Origin of the sequence: Aliivibrio sifiae, assembly GCF_002954705.1 — a bacterium.
In the GTDB taxonomy this organism is placed as follows: Bacteria; Pseudomonadota; Gammaproteobacteria; order Enterobacterales; family Vibrionaceae; genus Aliivibrio; species Aliivibrio sifiae_A.
Map to the genome: position 1 here is coordinate 169,124 of NZ_MSCO01000003.1, position 18,721 is coordinate 187,844.

The following is an 18,721-nucleotide window of genomic DNA, read 5'->3' on the forward strand; positions in this document are numbered from 1 at the left end:
AAGGGTTAGGGAGGGGTCATTGCGATGAAGGTGGAATTGAATTCATCGCTAACTTAATTTATACGCTGTTAGTTCTTGACCCCCTCCCAGCCTCCCCCTTAGTAAGGGGGAGGAGCTAAAATCAAAAGCGAGTACACCTGAAACCTAAAAACTCATCACATCAGCCATACTCGCTCTTATAGTTTCTAATTAGCGCAGCGTATAGTCTCTAGTTCTTTCTTCCCAAACATAAAAAAGACCGCAGACGATAATCATCTGCGGTCTTTTTTGTTTTTACTTGTCCCTCGAGCGAAGCGTACTTTTTCTCGCCCCTGTTCTTAGATCTTCGCTTCTTCTTTCTCGTCTTCAAACACTTCATTGCTTGGAAGAATAATATTCAGAAGAATCGCTGTCACACCACCTGCAGTTACCCCTGATGAGAAGATATTTTTAATCATCTCAGGCATGAACTGAAGGATTTCAGGTTTTTGTGCCAAGCCAAGTCCCATAGAGAAAGACATTGCCATGATTAGGATTGCACGACGATCTAGCTCAACACGAGAGATAATACGCACGCCTGCCGCCGCAATCGTACCGAACATCACAATCGTTGCCCCGCCAAGAACAGGTTCTGGAATAATTTGCACCATGCTTGCCACTCCAGGGAATAAACCAAGAATAACTAGCATACCCGCAATAAAGTAACCAACATAACGGCTAGCAACACCAGTTAGCAAAATTACGCCGTTGTTTTGGCTAAACGTTGAATTAGGGAAGCTGTTAAATGCGGCTGCAATGGCTGAGTTTATGCCATCGGCTAATACGCCACCCTTAATACGCTTGATGTATACCGGTCCTTTTACTGGTTGCCCTGACACTTCAGACGTTGCAGTGATATCGCCAATCGCTTCTAGCGCGGTAATTAAGAAAATTAGAACCAAAGGAATAAACAGAGACCAATCAAAGCTTAGGCCATATTGCATTGGAATTGGCAGCGCGATAAGTTCAGCATCGTGATCCATATTGGTATTAAGCATTCCCATTGCCCATGCAGCTAAAGTACCAACAGCCATTGCTATTACGATAGATGCCATACGTAGGTAGGGATTAGTTGCGCGGTTAAGCACAACAATAATTAATAAAACAGTACCAGCAAGCGCCAGTTTATCTAAGCTACCAAATGTGCCTTCACCCATAGCAGAATAACCTCCCCCCATAGAAACTAAGCCTACTTGAATAAGCGTTAAACCTATTAAGGTAACGACAATGCCAGACACTAATGGAGTAATGATTTTTTGTGCGTATTCAAGGGCGCGAGATAAGAAGATTTCAGCAGTCGAAGCAACCAAGATAGTACCGAAAATGGCAGCCATCATTGTTGGAACATCAGCACCGCCAGCTTTAAGCGCTAAACCTGCACCAATGATTGGGCCTAAGAAGTTAAAGCTTGTGCCTTGAACAGAAAGAAGACCTGAACCAATTGGACCAAAGGTTTTGATTTGAATAAAAGAAGAAATACCAGAAGCGAACAGAGACATACTAATGATGGTATTAGTTTCTGCTGCTGGAACACCAAGTGTCTGACAAATGATCAGAGAGGGAGTAATAATCGCGACAAACATCGCCAATAAATGCTGAAGTGCAGCAAATAAAGTTTGCGGTAGCGGTGGACGCTCATCTAATTGATAAATCAGTTCAGATGGTTTTGTGGTGTTATTTTTAACGGTCATGGCCGATATTCCTAATAGTATAACGTTGTCTTCAAAGCTCGCTGAATGGGAGTTTGAAGTGAGTAGGTGTCAATCTGTGATTGCTGTTAATCAGAACCTATCTCTATTGGGATTGGTTGATTAAAATGAATTATTAATCAATTGGGACGGTATTCTATAGATAAACAAATGAAAAGCAATCGTTTGCTAAAATTTTTAAGAGCAGGGTGAAAAAAGAGGCGAGAATCGAGGACGCTTCGCTCGAGGGGCGAGGAAGAGCAAAAAATGAGGATTCAGGTCTCAGGTTTCAGGAAGGGCAAGAGTAGGGTTCAGATCGGTCGAGGGCTCCATTGCAGGGTTCAGGGGTGATTGTTGTGATATCAACGATCACAATACAGTTCCTCCCCTTGTTCGAGAATGTTACTTGGCAGTAATTGTTAATATAAGGGGAGGCTAGGAGGGGTTGTAAATGATGAAGTTTAGTTTATCTGAATAAAAGTAAAGACAGCATAACCAACCCCCTCTAACTCCCCCTTGTGTTCACTATATCGATCTCATGGTTATAGCGATAAAGGGGGAGAACTATTCTTTGTCGTTGTGATTTCATTGTCATCTCTGAATTCTGCCAGCGAAGCGATCTGAACTCTGCTTTTGCTCTACTCAAGCGAAGCGTCTCAAGGACGGAGTCCATCTTCAGCAACTTGTTGCGTCCTGCTCTTTACTTTTCCCTGTCCTACAAATCGCATAAATATCAATTCGCTCAACCCCTGCCTTCCTCAGCTCAATGCACAGCAGATTAATCGTTGCGCCGGTAGTCACCACATCATCCACAATGGCTACGTGTTTATCTGTAATTGGTTTCATGACTTTAAATGCACCAACAAGGTTAGATTGGCGGAAAGAACGAGATAGTCCTTGTTGAGGGCGAGTCGCTTTAATGCGTTTTAAGATTTTAGTCTCACATCGAACAGCGTGTTTTCTATGATTAAATTCTCTTTCTAATGTCCATCCTAAGTGATCGCTTTGGTTGTAAGAACGCCACCAAAAGCGTTTCCAATGTAAAGGAACTGGAAGAATGAGAGGGGCGGGATCTGGAATGTAATTACTGAGTAATACTCCTAAATCTTGAGCCAACCAAAATTGTTGAGCGTATTTAAGTTTGCCGACGTACTCCCTTAATGGTTCAGAATAATCACTGATACAAAATAAGCGGTCCCATTGTGGTGGGTGAATTAAGCAATCACCGCATACATCAGTTTCATGCTCGGTTTGTAAGCCACACTTTTTGCAGCGAGGAACCTTTAGGATTAAATCCAAACACGGCTGACACCAAATGGTATCGGATGGAGGCATCGCTAAACCACAGTAATCACAATGGCTCATACCTAAACTTTGCATTGACCTTCGAAGTAACCTGATGAACACTTAACCTCCTATGATTAATTAAATACGAATAGGTAGTGTAGATGACAGCTCCTCTTTATTGGCAAACAGAAGGTAAAGGTTCCGATCTGGTTCTCATTCACGGGTGGGGAATGAACGGAGCTGTGTGGCAGCCAATTGTCGAGCAATTACGTTCTCAATACCGAGTCCATACCGTAGATCTCTCCGGCCATGGGCACAGTGCAGAACTCGGCAGTGCTGATTTTAATAAAATGGTGCAGCAAGTATTAGCTCAAGCACCAGAGAAAGCGGCGTGGTTAGGTTGGTCTTTGGGCGGATTAATTGCGACTCAAGCAGCGTTACTTTCACCTGAGCGAGTGAGCCAGTTAATCACTGTGGCAAGTTCCCCCCGCTTTTCTGCTGAGAAAGGGTGGCGAGGAATTAAGCCTGTTGTTCTCTCTTTGTTTACTGAGCAATTAAAAGATGATTTTAAATTAACGGTTGAGCGCTTTATGACCCTACAAGCAATTGGGAGTCCAAATGCGAAGCAGGATATCAAGCAAGTAAAGCAGGCTGTTTTTTCAAGACCTGCACCAAATCAAGACGCTTTAGCTACAGGTTTAACTATTCTGGCCGATATAGATTTACGAGAGCATTTATCTCAATTACCCATGCCGGTGTGCCGAATGTATGGTCGTTTAGATGGATTAGTGCCAATTAAAGTTGCTCATGATATGGATGAATTGATTCCACATTCAGTTAAAGTTATTTTTGATCAAGCCTCTCACGCTCCATTTATTTCACATAGCGATGAATTTATTACGGAATTACATCGTTTTTTAGCTCGATAAGATTAACTTTTAATTTAACTCGCTTAGTTTTTCGATAAGGAAACGTTTTATGATCTTTTCACCTAACAGTGTCAGCGTGCCACTTATTGCACCCTCTGTTAATTTGCCAACAGAACAAGTAGCACGTGAAAATCGTGTTAAAAAGCCTGTTGTGCCAACGACAAAGATGAGCGAAACCACGTCTGAAAAAGCAATTAAAGGCGATGATAAACAGCATAAACGTGATTCGTGGGAACCATCAGATCATCCCGGTTATGATGTGATGGAAGAGAAAGAAGAGTCCAAGCCTCGTTTTGGAACCTTGTATGATATTGATGATGACTTGGCAAAGTTAGCCAGATTGTTGTCGTTAGATACTTACGCTCAGGGTGAGGGGATGGGCTACACCATGCGTTTTAATTTGCCAAAAGAGTTATTAGAAAAATTGGCAGAGATGGGAAGAATGGTTCGTCGTAGAAGTGTGATTAGTTTTCATTATGATAAAGCGGTAGTGCCGAATAATCCGTCAGATATATTGGCTGTGTTGTAAAACGGGAAGTGCGGGTTAAGAGCGTTCCTATGATCCTATGAGGAAAGCCCAAGGACCATAGGACCATGTTTTCCGTTCTAGTTACTTCTTCGCCTTCGCAAACGCCGCTGCAAACGCGCCACCCATTGCCGCATTGCCAGCATCGTTATTTGAACGTTGCTGTGGTTTATTTGATTGACGTTGAGGGCGGTTATCTTCCCCAGGCTGATCATTCAAACGCATAGAAAGCGCGATACGCTTACGTTGTGCATCCACTTCCATCACCTTCACTTTTACGATATCACCAGCTTTAACTACTTCACGAGGGTCAGAAACAAACGTATCGCTCAAAGCAGAGATATGAACCAAACCATCTTGGTGAACACCGATATCAACAAACGCACCAAAGTTAGCTACATTAGATACCACGCCTTCTAGAACCATACCCAGTTCAAGATCCGACACCGTGTTTACGCCATCTGCAAAGGTTGCCGTTTTAAACTCAGGACGAGGATCTCGGCCCGGCTTATCAAGCTCAGAGATAATGTCCGTTACCGTTGGTAAACCAAAATCAGCACTGATGTAATCGTTAGCAGCAACCGAGCGTAAGAACTCAGTGTTACCAATAATAGCATCAATGGCTTTATTGTTTTTCTCTGCCATCGCTTTAACCACGGGGTAGGCTTCAGGGTGAACCGCCGATGCATCCAGAGGGTTTTTACCATTCATCACACGTAAGAAACCAGCACATTGTTCAAACGCTTTAGGTCCTAAACGAGCGACTTTCTTTAAGGTAGTACGGTTTTCAAAACGTCCATTTTCATCGCGATAATCAACGATATTTTGTGCGATCGTCGTCGATAAACCAGCAACTCGTGTTAATAATGCAGAAGAGGCCGTATTTACATCAACACCAACGGCATTTACACAGTCTTCAATTACCGCATCTAATTTTTTCGCTAATTGGCTTTGACTAACATCGTGTTGATATTGCCCTACACCAATCGCTTTCGGGTCAATTTTCACTAGCTCTGCCAATGGATCTTGCAAGCGACGAGCGATAGAAACCGCACCACGGATTGATACATCTAAATCGGGGAACTCTTTTGCGGCTAATTCAGATGCTGAATAGACAGAAGCTCCTGCTTCACTTACGATAATTTTCGTTGCCGATAAGCCTGATTGCTTTAGTAAATCACCAACAAATGCATCGGTTTCGCGTGAAGCCGTGCCATTACCAATCGCAATCAAATCCACGTTGTGTTTTTTCATTAACGTTTCAATTGTGTGTGCAGATTTAGCAATTTGGTTGTGAGGTTGGTTAGGGTAAATAGTATCTGTTGCCAGCACTTTACCTGTCGCATCAACCACCGCCACTTTAGTACCAGTACGTAAGCCTGGATCTAAACCTAATGTCGTTTTAAGACCAGCAGGTGCAGCCATTAATAAGTCTTTAAGGTTAGTGGCAAAAACATCAATCGCTTCGTTTTCAGAACGCTCTTTTAATGCCCCCATTAACTCCGTTTCCATGTGCATTAAAATTTTAATGCGCCATGCCCAGCTGATCACTTGTTTACGCCATAAATCCGCAGGTTGAGACCCTAGAGTGATACCGTAATGATTAGCGATGATGATTTCACAGTAAGAGCCACGAACGCCTTCTTCTTGATTTGGATCGGCATTAAGAGAAAGCTGTAAAAAACCTTCATTACGGCCACGAAGCATAGCAAGAGCACGGTGAGAAGGAACGCGCGTTAGTTTTTCATTATGTTCAAAGTAATCTTTAAATTTCTCGCCTGCGTGTTCTTGGCCATCGACCATTTTAGAGCTTAGTTCTGCATTCGTAGTTAAGTAGTTACGCACTTTCTCTAATAAGTTCGCGTCTTCAGCCATACGCTCCATCAGAATGGCACGAGCACCATCAAGTACAGCTTTGGTATCTGCAAATCCGTTATCAGCGTCAACATACGATTGAGCGACATCTTCAGGGGTATTTTCAGGTTGTGTCCACAGTAAATCAGCCAGTGGTTCAATACCTGCTTCAATGGCAATCTGACCTTTAGTACGACGTTTACGCTTGAACGGTAAGTACAAATCCTCAAGACGAGTTTTGCTATCTGCACCTAAAATCTCACGCTCTAACTCAGGCGTCAGTTTTTCTTGTTCTTTAATCGATTTTAGAATCGTTTTACGACGGTCATCTAATTCACGTAAGTAAGTTAAACGTGTATCCAGCGTACGAAGTTGAGTATCGTCCAAACCTTCTGTTACTTCTTTACGGTAACGAGCAATAAATGGAATAGTGCTGCCTTCGTCAATCAATTGAACAGCAGCGGCAACTTGTTGAGGGCGAACGTTAAGTTCTTTAGCAATTATATTTATTATCATTTTTGATTCTTTTTATTTGTTAGAAATTTTAAAAGAAGACGACTTCGTCTTGAGAGCGCTTCGTTTAGCTCCTCCCCCTTACTAAGGGGGAGGCTGGGAGGGGGTCAAGAGCTAGCAGTGTATGATTTAGTGAACTATGTACTCTTATTTGCTTTCATCGCAATAACCCCTCCCTAACCCTCCCCTTATTAAGGGGAGGGTACTGTATATTGAACGCTGTAATTTCAACGATCACTATTTCGCTCTTCCTGAATTCTTAAGGACGAAGTCCGCCCTTCAGCAACTTGTTGCGTCCTGCTCCTAGTACCTAATCGAATTCACAAACCACTCTTTATCTCCTTCCGGTGTTTTCACAATAGCTTCTTCATCCACCTCTTTTTTGATGAGTGCGCGAGCCATTGGAGAATCTATGGAGATGTAATCATGGCGGCCAAAAATTTCATCTGGACCAACAATGCGAAAAGAGAGGGTGTCGCCTTGTTCGTTTTCAATTTCAACGAACGCACCGAAAAAGATTTTGCCATCTTGTTGAGGGGAATAATCGACCACTTTTACTTGGTCTAAACGCTTACGAAGGTAGCGTACACGGCGGTCGATTTCACGAAGACGCTTTTTGTTGTATTGATAATCTGCATTTTCACTGCGATCACCTAAGCTTGCCGCCCAAGTCACTTTTTTTGTGACTTCAGGGCGTTCTTCTTTCCATAGAAACGTGAGTTCATCTTGCAGCTTATTGAAGCCTTCACGTGTGATTAAATTGGTTTTCATTATTGCTGAATTAAACTCCGAATGACGATACGCTACTAATCATAGCGAATGCCTTTTTTAATGTTTGGATCTTCCATGGTTTTAAAACGTTTATGTAGCCACATCCATTGAGGAATACAGCGAAGAATAATACGTTCAACCGCTTGGTTCATGACAGTTGCAGAACCAACAGGGTCTTTCTGCGGGAATTGGTCACTAATATCATTATCAATTTGTAGGTGATAATTATTATAAGTCCTAAAGCCAGAAGCAGTGACAACAGCACATTTACTTGCACTGATTAAAATATCAGATCCGACGGTAGTACAAGCATCAGGAACGGCAAAGAAAGGCACAAAAACCGATTTATTACGGTTATAGTCATGGTCCGGCATGTACCAAAGACGTCCACCTTTACGTAGTACTCGGAGCATGCCTTTAATGTCTTTACGATCAATCATTTGATTTCCATTATTGGTACGACCCCAATATTGGATGAAATCATAAGCAGGGTTGTTATGTGGTCGATACACCCCATAACCAGGAGAGAAGAAGGTAAATGCACGAGCTGTTAATTCCAGATTAAGCGCATGCACACAAACAACAAGAACACCACGGCCTTCTTTTTCAAGATCTAACATGTGTTGTTTGTTTTCAAAGCTAAAATGCTTTTCGATACGCCAGTTTGGCCATACCCATGCCATTGCTGTTTCAAAGATAGCTAAGCCAGAGTTTTTGAAATTCTCAACGATGATGGCTTCGCGCTCTTTTGCTTCCATTTTAGGAAACGCCAATTCCAAGTTACGACGAGCAACATGAGAGCGAGATTTTCCCATTTTTAAACCCAGTAGACCAAGCCCTCTTCCGAGCTTATATGTCATTTTGTAAGGCAATAAAGTGACAGTAGCGAACAAAAGCCCAAAGCCAAACCATACCCCCCAATATTTAGGATGTAGAAGAGCGATAGAGAACTGAGGGGCTTGGTATTTTGACATCGTAAACCTATTTAATTAAATGGATTTATTGGATCTGAGCACTAAGGAGCGCCCAATGTTCGTTGAAATTTGCTGTTGGTTGATATTTAAAATCAGAACGCACAAAGCGACAGAAACAACCTTCTACTTGGCTAATAAGCTGTGCAGATAGAATCGCTTCATCAACGGGAAACGATTTTCCTTCGCGCAACATACGTTCGCGTAGGATCTGCTTAAACTGAAGTTCAATACGTTCAAAAATTTGATTAATACGGTTACGTAGGCGCTCGTTTTCAAACATTAGGGCATGACCCGTCATAATACGAGTAAGGCCTGGATTGCGTTCAGCAAATGCTAAAAGCAATTTTAATAATAGCTCAATACGTTTTAAGGTATCTTTTTCTTCCTCGATAATGCGATTTATGCGCGAGAAAAGAGATTCTTCAATAAACTCAATCAAGCCTTCAAACATTTTCGCTTTACTTGGAAAATGGCGATATAACGCCGCTTCAGAAACTCCCACTTGTTTCGCAAGCTTGGCAGTGGTAATACGAGAAGCGCCTTCATTTGACTCTAGCATTTCGGCTAAAGCTTGTAATATTTCATCACGACGATTTGTTTTTCTTGGGGTCGTCATTGTTGTTCCTTTGTCTTTTTATTTTTAAGTGCAGAGTTCAAAGTGAGTATTGAAATATCAGCGAATATAAAACAATTCCTCCCCTTGTATAGACTACATCGATCTCATAGCAATAACGATAAAGGGGGAAAACCATCTCTGGTGCTGTAACTTCAACAGCTATTTCTGCTTTTATAGTTTCTAGTTAGCGCAGCGTATAGTCTCTAGTCTTTCAACTACTTCCAACATAATCGCCTTACTCAACTCAGATTTCGTCGTTAACGGTAATGCTTTATCTCCATTTTTCCAATATAGGTGGAGGGCATTATTATCGCTATTAAAACCTTGTCCCTTAATTGAGACATCATTAGCGCAGATCATATCGAGTTTTTTACGTTCTAATTTACTGCGTGAATACTTTTCAACATCTTGAGTTTCAGCAGCAAAACCCACGGTAAATGGACGTTTTTCTGTCATAGCAGCAACAGAAGCGACAATGTCAGGGTTTTTCACCATATGAATCGTCATGCCATCTTCATCAGCATTTTTCTTTAGTTTTTGTTCTGAAATTAAGCTTGCTTTAAAATCAGCGACAGCAGCGCATGCAATAAATATAGAGTGTGTTCCCGCATTATCCATTACTGCGTTATGCATTTGTTCAGCACTTTCTACATCAATGCGTTCAACATTATCAGGTGTTACTAAATTCACAGGACCGCTAACAAGAGTGACCTTTGCACCTAACTTTGCGGCGGCATCGGCAATCGAAAACCCCATTTTTCCAGAGCTATGGTTTGAGATGTAGCGAACGGGATCAAGTGCTTCTCTAGTTGGTCCGGCAGTAATGAGTAAAGAAAAGCCTTGAAGTAGCTTCTCATCATTTGTGTGAAAGAAATCCTCACATAAATGTACTAAATCCATTGGCTCAAGCATTCTGCCCATACCGACATCGCCACACGCTTGTTGGCCAGCTGCAGGTCCCCAGATATTCATACCACGACGAGAAAGAGTCGCAATGTTCTCTTGTGTTGCAATATTCGAATACATTTGTTGATTCATCGCAGGAGAAACCGCAATCGGAGAATCAGTCGCAAGCACTAGTGTTGATAACAAATCATTGCCCATTCCAGCAGCCATACGAGCAATTAAATCGGCAGTGGCAGGTGCGATTAGTACAATATCAGCCCACTTCGCTAATTCGATATGCCCCATTGAAGCTTCTGCAGCAGGATCTAATAAACTGTCAGCAACAGGGTGGCCAGAAACGGCTTGCATCGTTAAAGGGGTGATGAACTCTTTTGCTGCGGTAGTCATCACAACGCGAACTTCTGCCCCACGTTCAATAAGTCGACGAGTTAGCTCTGCACATTTATATGCAGCAATGCCGCCACTAATACCAAGAAGGATTCGTTTCCCTGAGAGAGATGCCATGACACTAATAACCTTTAAGTGATTCATCGTAATGCGCTAACCATATCATAAATCTTTTTTGTAGGGATGCACTTCAATCGGGAATTCACATGACAAAGCAAGTAAATGACGGAAAACATAATTGCAATCAAGGTTTGAACTAAGCCGAAGGGGAGCAAATGGAGAAGGCAGCCAATACAGATTGATCGTAACCTGTATAAATATCATTCACCGTATGGGGCATTTATGTCTTTAATGAACTTACCAGAAGAATCTCGCCCCAGAGAAAAGCTACTCGCATTAGGGCCAAAATCATTAACCGACGCTGAATTGTTAGCTATTTTTCTTCGCACCGGTATTAAGGGGATGAACGCGATCGAATTGGCTGATAAGTTATTAAAAGAGTTTGGATCCTTAAGAAAGTTATTAGGATCGAATGAAAGTGAATTTTGCAGCCATAAAGGATTAGGTTCTGCAAAATTTGCACAGCTACAAGCGGTAGTAGAAATGACGGAGCGCTATTTATTTGAAAAAATTGAAAAAGAAGATGCTTTGACAAGTCCAGAGCATACTAAGCGTTATTTAACTCGAGTATTGAGAGATCGACACAGAGAGGCCTTTTATGTTCTTTTTCTTGATAATCAGCATCGAGTGCTTAAAGGAGAGGTATTATTTGAAGGAACAATCGATGCAGCAGCAGTTTATCCGAGAGAAGTTGTAAAAAGATCGATAGATTATAATGCAGCCGCCATCATTTTAGCGCATAATCACCCATCTGGTGTCGCAGAGCCAAGTCAAGCTGACAGAAGGATAACAAAACGTATCTCAGATGCAGTAGAATTGGTGGATATCCGAGTCCTCGATCATTTTGTGATTGGTGATGGAGAAATAGTCTCTTTTGCCGAAAGAGGATGGATTTGAGTGTTTTTTTAAGCAATTGAATAAAAAAAACACAAAAAACAGTAAAAATGACCCCTTAGGGTCTTGAGCAATGCGCATTCAGTTAGTATAATGCGCGACCTTTGATAGCCTTGAATTAGAACTTTCACATGAAATGCTCTAGTGGTTTTTTGCCACCAAGGTGATATCGAGCTGAAACGATTTGGAGAAGACAGCAATGTCCCGAGTATGCCAAGTAACTGGTAAGCGTCCTGCAGTTGGTAACAACCGCTCACACGCAAAAAATGCCACCAAGCGTCGTTTTCTGCCGAACCTACAAACTCATCGTTTCTGGGTAGAAAGCGAAAAACGCTTCGTTAAACTTCGTCTTACCGCTAAAGGTATGCGTATCATTGATAAGAAAGGCATCGATGCCGTTCTTTCTGACATGCGTGCTCGTGGCGAGAACGTTTAAGAGGAATCTGAAAAATGGCTAAAGGCGCACGTGAGAAAATCAAGTTAGTATCAACTGCTAACACTGGTCACTTCTACACAACTGATAAGAACAAACGTAACATGCCTGGCAAAATGGAGATCAAAAAATTTGATCCTGTTGTACGTCAGCACGTTCTTTACAAAGAAGCTAAAATCAAGTAATTCGATTACTGATTGCAACTTTGATAATATTGAAAACCCAGCCCTGTTGCTGGGTTTTTTTTTGGATTAAAGAAAGCGAAAGACGCAGCAAGTTGCTTGAGGTCGCTTCGCGAGAGACGGGCTTCGTCCTTGAGACACTACGCTTAAGAAGTGCTAGGGTTCAGAGGCACTTGCTTCTAGCTCCTCCCCTTTATCGGTATAGTTACTTGGCTGATAAAGTAAATATAAGGGGAGGCTGGGAGGGGTTGCTAGTAAGGAACTAGAAACTATACGCTGCGCTAACTAGACCGCTTGGCTCCTATAAAATCAAAAGCAGTAGAGCAAAAATTTAGATTTATTGCGCTTGATAACAGCGTATACAAAACAGTTCTCTCCCCTTATTAAGGGGGAGGAGCAAAAAGCGCTCGTCCCTGCACTTAAAAAAGGATTTAAAATGAAAAGACCATCACGTCGTAAATACAACAATATCCTCATGATTGCCGTTTTAGTTTTTATTGGCGTCCTACAAGCCCCTCAGTTAATTAAAACGTATCTATTAGAACCAGAACAAGCAGTTACAGTTAACACTGGCGTACAGCCTTTATTTGAGCGCGTTAAGCCGATTAAGAAAATGCACTTTGCAGATTATGATCTTGCTTCCGATACGTCAGAAGCAGATAACCAATTGATCGAGCGTTGGTTTACTCTTGAGGGAACATTACTTACTGATGAATCTGTCAAAGTACTTAAAACTAAATTGCCCGCGCCAAGCTCTGTAGAGGTATGGTTTGAAAACCAAGAAGAGCCACAGCGAGTGACAATCTACCAAGCTCCGAATTTTTGGATGATGCAGAATTGGCAAGGTGAATGGATAGCCGTGAGTGCAGAAGAAGGGTATTTGTTTAGATAGAAGAGTAGGTGTGAGAGTCGAGGACGCTTCGCTCGAGGGACGAGGAAGAGCGAAAGAGCAGGATTCAGATCGCTGCGCTTGCAGATTTCAGAGGCACTTACTTCTAGCTCCTCCCCTTTGCCGGCATAGTTACTTGGCTGATAATGTAAATATAAGGGGGAGGTTGGGAGGGCTTGCTAGTAAGTAACTAGAAACGATACGCCGAGCTAACTAGAAACTATAAGAGCATGTATGGTTGAAGTGGTAGGATAATTGGTTTCATGTGCATTCGCTTTTTATCTTATAGGAGCGAAGCGGTCTAGTTAGCTTCGCGTATAGTTTCTAGTCTCTCAGCGATCACCTCTGAAACCTGCAAGGGAGCTTGCGACCGATCTGAACCCTAAGTTCTTATTTTTAAAAAGGATCAAAAATGCCAGAACTACCAGAAGTAGAAACCAGTCGCTTAGGAATAACACCGCATCTACAAGGCCAAACCATCAAAGCGATCACAATCAGAACAGAAAAACTGCGCTGGCCGATCCCACAAGAGCTACAAAAACTCGTAGGGCAAAGAATTCAATCCATTCGCCGTCGCGCTAAATACTTAATGATAGACACTCCAGAAGGCACAGCCATCATTCATCTTGGTATGTCGGGTAGTTTACGGATACTTGATGAGGCGATCCCACCAGCGAAACACGATCATGTGGACCTTGTTTTAGATAGCGGTAAGCTTCTTCGTTATAACGATCCTCGTAAGTTTGGTGCTTGGCTATATTCTGAAGTAGGCGTATCACACGATGTGCTTACTAAGCTTGGTCCAGAGCCACTTACTGATGTATTTAATACTAAATATCTAGCAGAAAAAGCAAAGAATAAAAAAGCTGTCGTAAAGCAGTTTATTATGAATAACGTCGTTGTGGTGGGAGTTGGTAACATCTACGCCAGTGAATCTCTTTTTATGGCAAAAATACACCCTAAAACACCAGTAGGCACATTGACGTTAGCCCAAATTGAACGATTAGTATCTGAAATTAAAAAAGTATTAGAAACGGCAATTAAGCAAGGCGGCACTACCTTAAAGGATTTTAATCAAGTTGATGGAAAGCCAGGATACTTTGCACAAGAATTGCATGTGTATGGACGTGCTGGAAAAGAGTGCTTAATTTGTCACTTACTTATTCAAGAAGAAAAAATTGGACAGAGAAATACATTTTGGTGTGAAAACTGCCAACCGTTTGACCTGTAAATTATTATCAAAATACAAATAACATAGAGAGTTAGATGAATTTTCAAGAAAATTATAAACAACTGAGTCGAGTCATTTGGTTATCTGTTTTTATTGCTGTGACGATACTTTGTGTTGGGCGGTTGATCTTCTTATTTAATATTGCAGATAGTGCGGAGCTTGCTCAGCGAAGTACAGATCTGTGGCGTGCTTTGTTTATAGGCCTTCGTTTTGATTTGAAAGTTGTAGTTATCGGTTTTGCACCGTTATTACTTATTGGTTTAATTGTTGCCGCTTTTCCAAGACTCTATCGAATATTGGCAAAAATTTTCCCTTGGTATGCAGGGCTTATTTTCTTTTTAGTTACCGGTTTTTCAATTGGTAATTATTACTATTATCTTACTTATGGTAATCATATTGATGTCTTTATCTTTGGTTTAGCTGATGATGACACCAAAGCAGTATTGGCGAATGCATGGGCTGATTATCCTATTTTCTTATCTTTTATGAGTAGTGTCATTGTGGCTTTTCTTTCCGCGATTCTTGTTCGTTTCGCGATAAAGAAAATGGCGTTATGGTCGTGGAAACCACAGCATAAAGGACTTACTGGCATCTCTGTTATTGCGATGATTTTAACCGTATTCTTTTTTGCTAGAGGTACATTAGGTTCTCATCCATTAAAACGTTACCACGCTCAAGTATCTGATTCTAAAATTTTAAATAGCATTACACCTAACGGCTTAGTTGCTCTTGAGTGGGCGAAAAGTGATTATAAAGAGCAAAATAAATTTCACTCGGTCAGTAAAGCCCAACTTGAAGAACAATTTAAAAAAGTTGTCGGTAATACAACCGGTCAATTTAGAACACCCTATAATGCCTATTTAGCAGAGAATAAGCCTCATGTTGTAATGACTCTAATGGAAGGTATGGGAATGAACGTATTGGTTGAAGATGATTATCCAGAGAATGATCTTTTAGGTGCATTACGACCTGCTTTTGAGTCTGATTTTGTGTTTACTCGATTTTTAGCAGAAACAACCGCAACCATTAACTCCTTAGTAAATATGCTAGGCCAAAGTAACGTTCCTACAATCAGTCATTCTTCTGCACAAAAAGTACAAGTTGCAGCAGCAGCAGCTCGACCTTATAAAGAGGCGGGTTATAAAACCATTTTTATTACGGCAACTAATGGAATGTGGCGGAATGTTGCGAATTATTTACCATCTCAAGGGTTTGATGAAATCCTTGATGAAAATGCGATATTAAAAGCATTTCCAGAAGCTGAGGAGTTTCGAGGAGAGTGGGGGTTATCTGATGAATATACTTTTAAGTTAGCTGAGAAAGTATTGAAAGAAGCGAAACAACCACTGATGATTTATATTCTCACTATTACGAATCACACGCCTTATCAAGCACCTGAAAATTATGATGTTAAGCCATTAAAAGTCAGCGAACGCTTACTTAATCGAATGAAAAAGGGCGAGGAAGAGGCCACTCGATTGTATGAAACTTATCAATATGCAAATAATGCATTAGGTCAGTTTGTGGCAGATATAAAAGCATCTCCATTAGGTAACTCAACATTAATAGCAGCTACAGGGGATCATAAGTTGAGAGGGTTTACGATGAAGTACCCTGAGGATCTTGCAGTGACTAACTCGGTACCATTCTATCTTTATGTGCCTAAAGAAATTAAAGAAAAAGTAGAGTATCAATACAACAAAGAACGCGTTGGCTCTCATAAAGATATCTTTCCAACTTTATATGCTTTTAGTTTATCTGATGCTAATTATTACAGTTTAGGCGGTGCTAATTTACTAGGAATGGATTCAACACCACGTTTTGGCTACCACCCAGAAATGACATATACCGATAAAGGTGTGTATTTAAATGCATATCCTGAAAAATTATATTCTTGGACATCTGAGCTTGAGGTGGATAAGACTTTTACATCTAATGAGAAAATACATATTGGACCGGAGTACCATCAATTACAGACGTTGTATATTAATGGGCAGATAAAAGGTACAAAGTAAAACAATGAAAATAGACCGCACTCTTTATATGGTTAAAAAGAGGTGGTCTTAATTTATTTAAATAGATTTTTGGTTAAGTATGCTATTTAGGATGTATCTTACTCTGTAGTGCATTATGGACAGTTGTTGGGACAAAACTTTCAACACTTCCTCCATGGAGAGCTACTTCTCTTACTATCGTTGATGATAAGAATGCATACTCTTCAGAAGGCGTTAAAAATACACTTTCTAATTCAGGCATGAGTTTTCGGTACATATTAGTTAAACCGAATTCATATTCGAAATCCATCGTTGTTCGTAATCCACGAACTAGTAAATTAGCCTGTTTTGCTTTTGCAAAATCTACCATTAACCCGGTAAATCCTTCAACAGAGACGTTAGGTAGAGATTGAATAGAGTCTCGAACTAACGCCACTCTTTCTTCAAGAGTAAATAAGGTTTTTTTACTTGGGCTTGCAGCCACAGCGACAATTATCTCATCAAACATAGCTGCTGAACGTTTAATTATGTCAAAGTGCCCATTTGTGATTGGATCAAAAGTTCCTGGATAGATTACTCGTGTTGTCATGAAGCTTTCCTTGCATCAATAATCGTTTGGTAAACATCACGATAAAGTGAGCAGGTATATTTGATATCAAACATCGCAAGCTTTTCTTGACCGCCTACAATTAACTTATTGCGTAAAGGCTTGTCTGTCGCTACTTGGTAAATTGCATCAGCAAGTGCTTGTGCATCTTTTGCTTCAACCAATAGGCCTGATTCTTGATCGTCAATAATATCAGGTATACCACCGGCATTACTGCCAATAACAGGAAGCTTAGCTCCCATCGCTTCTAAAATAACCGAACCTAAACCCTCGCTATAAGAAGGGTGAATTAATAGATCCGCAGCTGCAAACCAATCACCCATGCGATTTTGTTTACCTAAAAAATGCAGATTATGTAAATCGTACTCTTTTACTAAGCCTTCTAGTTTCTCACGTTCAGTACCATCACCAAGTAGAGCGATATGGATATTAGAATCCATTTCTTGCAATAATTTAGCAGCTTCAATAGTGGTTTCATGACCTTTATGATGCAGTAAATTAGCAGCTTGAATAACTAAAAATTGGTTTGAAAAACGTCGCCAAATAGTGTCTACATTATCTTGTTCTACCGAGTAACTTACGGGAGAGCTTGGAATTTTATAAACTAGCTGCTCAGGATGAAGCTCTTTAATTTTAGAGATAATTTCATTGCTTAAACCGACTAAGGCTGTTGCGCTTGAATATGCAAGGTTTGATAACCATTTGCTTTTCATTGGATTATCAATTCGGCGAGTCACAATGTAAGGTACGCCAAAGCGCTTAGATTGAATCAGAGCCCAATAAATTGCACGGCCTTCATGTACATGAATAACATCACAATCTGCAGTAATTGATTTCTTATGCTGTTTTGAAAAGTGGCTAGCAAGTATTAACTTACAATTCAGCTTTTTGATTTCATCAACAAAAGGACTTTTAGGGTTTGCGACAACAGTAAGTTGATAACCTTCTTTTAGCTGACGAGTGATCAGTTGTAAGGTTTGGCGTTCACCGCCACTAAAACCAGAAGCTAAATTTACATGACAAATATGCATAGTCTTTACCAAACCTTATTAAAGTCTTCGTTTTCAAGAACTTTAGGATCGCGTTGATATTCAAGTAATTTAGCATATTTTAAGTAGCTATTAATTGCAGAACTTAACGCAACAGTCATACCGTCAACACCCCCTAAAAAACCTCTTTGAAGAATATATTTGCGAATGAATGCATTTAAACCATGAGCAAAAGGAGACAAGCTATTTGCACGTTTCCCTTTTTTATACATGATTTTTGCCGCTCGGCCACTGAAGTTACGACCCGGCTTTGCAAATAATTGACCTAAATTTTCAAAAGAATAATGAATAATATCAGCATTGATGCGATCTGGATTTTTAGCTTGAACTGATGCATGCTGTTTTACATCAGCAAAGCGTGTTTTTGTACGGTCATAAAGACGAATACAGAAATCAGGATACCAACCGCATTGCTTAACCCAACGACTGCCAATGTAATTACGACGGCGGAAAGCAAAGGCATCATGCTTTGTCGAAGTTAAATCTAATGCTCTGATTGCATCGATCATTTCATCAGTTAAACGCTCATCTGCATCTAAGCTTAATACCCAATCATTAGCCGCATAATCAAGACCAACGTTTTTCTGGATGCCATCTCCAAGGTAATTTTGGGTGATAATTTTAGCACCAAGTTGCTCTGCAAGCTCTACGGTATTATCAGAACTATTTGAATCGACAATGATAATTTCAGAACAGACTTTTTGTAGAGATTGAATGCAATCTACAATATTTTTAGACTCGTTAAGAGTTATAACAATGCCAGTAATCATAAAAGAGTACACCTTTAAAAATATTAATATGGTTCTATGAGTTAGCTCTGCGTAAAATAAGATGTTTTGATTTTATTTGATAT

The 18,721-nt window shown here is 40.7% G+C and carries 18 protein-coding genes; 8 read left to right on the forward strand and 10 right to left on the reverse strand.

The window, feature by feature from the left end:
- Positions 1-317: 317 nt before the first annotated feature.
- Positions 318-1,709 (reverse strand): uracil-xanthine permease family protein, encoded by a 1,392-nt coding sequence (locus BTO22_RS18145; RefSeq protein ID WP_105056701.1) that lies wholly within the window; start codon positions 1,707-1,709, stop codon positions 318-320.
- Positions 1,710-2,381: 672 nt separating this feature from the next.
- Positions 2,382-3,113 carry a ComF family protein gene (locus BTO22_RS18150; protein ID WP_258132696.1) on the reverse strand — a complete coding sequence of 244 codons (732 nt, stop codon included), beginning with the start codon at positions 3,111-3,113 and terminating at the stop codon, positions 2,382-2,384.
- Between the two features lie 41 nt (positions 3,114-3,154).
- On the opposite strand from BTO22_RS18150, the gene bioH reads away from it, so the two are divergent.
- Positions 3,155-3,922, forward strand: coding sequence for a pimeloyl-ACP methyl ester esterase BioH (bioH, locus tag BTO22_RS18155; protein ID WP_105056703.1), 768 nt, complete (start codon positions 3,155-3,157; stop codon positions 3,920-3,922).
- A 49-nt stretch (positions 3,923-3,971) separates the two neighbouring features.
- Positions 3,972-4,451 (forward strand): ATP-dependent Lon protease, encoded by a 480-nt coding sequence (locus BTO22_RS18160; RefSeq protein WP_105056704.1) that lies wholly within the window; start codon positions 3,972-3,974, stop codon positions 4,449-4,451.
- An 81-nt stretch (positions 4,452-4,532) separates the two neighbouring features.
- On the opposite strand, the gene BTO22_RS18165 is transcribed toward BTO22_RS18160, so the two are convergent.
- From BTO22_RS18165 to coaBC, 5 genes are all read right to left on the reverse strand, one after another.
- Positions 4,533-6,818 carry a Tex family protein gene (locus BTO22_RS18165; RefSeq protein ID WP_105056705.1) on the reverse strand — a complete coding sequence of 762 codons (2,286 nt, stop codon included), beginning with the start codon at positions 6,816-6,818 and terminating at the stop codon, positions 4,533-4,535.
- A gap of 300 nt (positions 6,819-7,118) precedes the next feature.
- Positions 7,119-7,586, reverse strand: a complete 468-nt coding sequence (gene greB / locus BTO22_RS18170) for a transcription elongation factor GreB (RefSeq protein WP_105056706.1) — start codon at positions 7,584-7,586, stop codon at positions 7,119-7,121.
- Between the two features lie 35 nt (positions 7,587-7,621).
- Positions 7,622-8,560: an LpxL/LpxP family Kdo(2)-lipid IV(A) lauroyl/palmitoleoyl acyltransferase gene (gene lpxL / locus BTO22_RS18175; protein WP_105056707.1), complete on the reverse strand. Its 939-nt coding sequence runs from the start codon at positions 8,558-8,560 to the stop codon at positions 7,622-7,624.
- A 25-nt stretch (positions 8,561-8,585) separates the two neighbouring features.
- Positions 8,586-9,176 (reverse strand): nucleoid occlusion factor SlmA, encoded by a 591-nt coding sequence (gene slmA / locus BTO22_RS18180; RefSeq protein ID WP_105056708.1) that lies wholly within the window; start codon positions 9,174-9,176, stop codon positions 8,586-8,588.
- 180 nt (positions 9,177-9,356) lie between these two features.
- Entirely contained in the window at positions 9,357-10,586 is a 1,230-nt protein-coding gene (gene coaBC, locus BTO22_RS18185; RefSeq protein WP_105056709.1) for a bifunctional phosphopantothenoylcysteine decarboxylase/phosphopantothenate--cysteine ligase CoaBC, read from the reverse strand.
- A gap of 225 nt (positions 10,587-10,811) precedes the next feature.
- On the opposite strand from coaBC, the gene radC reads away from it, so the two are divergent.
- From radC to BTO22_RS18215, 6 genes are all read left to right on the forward strand, one after another.
- Positions 10,812-11,486 (forward strand): RadC family protein, encoded by a 675-nt coding sequence (gene radC / locus BTO22_RS18190; RefSeq protein WP_105056710.1) that lies wholly within the window; start codon positions 10,812-10,814, stop codon positions 11,484-11,486.
- Between the two features lie 196 nt (positions 11,487-11,682).
- Positions 11,683-11,919 carry a 50S ribosomal protein L28 gene (gene rpmB / locus BTO22_RS18195; protein WP_045100943.1) on the forward strand — a complete coding sequence of 79 codons (237 nt, stop codon included), beginning with the start codon at positions 11,683-11,685 and terminating at the stop codon, positions 11,917-11,919.
- A gap of 14 nt (positions 11,920-11,933) precedes the next feature.
- A complete protein-coding gene (gene rpmG, locus BTO22_RS18200; RefSeq protein WP_012549068.1) occupies positions 11,934-12,101 on the forward strand; it encodes a 50S ribosomal protein L33 in 168 nt (55 codons plus the stop codon).
- 433 nt (positions 12,102-12,534) lie between these two features.
- Positions 12,535-12,990, forward strand: a complete 456-nt coding sequence (locus BTO22_RS18205; protein WP_105056711.1) for a hypothetical protein — start codon at positions 12,535-12,537, stop codon at positions 12,988-12,990.
- A gap of 409 nt (positions 12,991-13,399) precedes the next feature.
- Positions 13,400-14,218: a bifunctional DNA-formamidopyrimidine glycosylase/DNA-(apurinic or apyrimidinic site) lyase gene (gene mutM / locus BTO22_RS18210; RefSeq protein ID WP_105056712.1), complete on the forward strand. Its 819-nt coding sequence runs from the start codon at positions 13,400-13,402 to the stop codon at positions 14,216-14,218.
- A gap of 35 nt (positions 14,219-14,253) precedes the next feature.
- Positions 14,254-16,233 (forward strand): LTA synthase family protein, encoded by a 1,980-nt coding sequence (locus BTO22_RS18215; RefSeq protein WP_105056713.1) that lies wholly within the window; start codon positions 14,254-14,256, stop codon positions 16,231-16,233.
- 82 nt (positions 16,234-16,315) lie between these two features.
- On the opposite strand, the gene coaD is transcribed toward BTO22_RS18215, so the two are convergent.
- Genes coaD through BTO22_RS18230 form a run of 3 tightly spaced genes read right to left on the reverse strand, consistent with a single transcriptional unit; the run spans position 16,316 to position 18,638 of the window.
- Positions 16,316-16,801, reverse strand: coding sequence for a pantetheine-phosphate adenylyltransferase (gene coaD, locus BTO22_RS18220; RefSeq protein ID WP_105056714.1), 486 nt, complete (start codon positions 16,799-16,801; stop codon positions 16,316-16,318).
- Positions 16,798-17,850 carry a glycosyltransferase family 4 protein gene (locus tag BTO22_RS18225; protein WP_105056715.1) on the reverse strand — a complete coding sequence of 351 codons (1,053 nt, stop codon included), beginning with the start codon at positions 17,848-17,850 and terminating at the stop codon, positions 16,798-16,800. Before BTO22_RS18225 ends, coaD begins: the two co-directional genes overlap by 4 nt.
- Positions 17,851-17,855: 5 nt before the next feature.
- Positions 17,856-18,638, reverse strand: coding sequence for a glycosyltransferase family 2 protein (locus BTO22_RS18230; protein WP_105056716.1), 783 nt, complete (start codon positions 18,636-18,638; stop codon positions 17,856-17,858).
- Positions 18,639-18,721 lie beyond the last annotated feature (83 nt).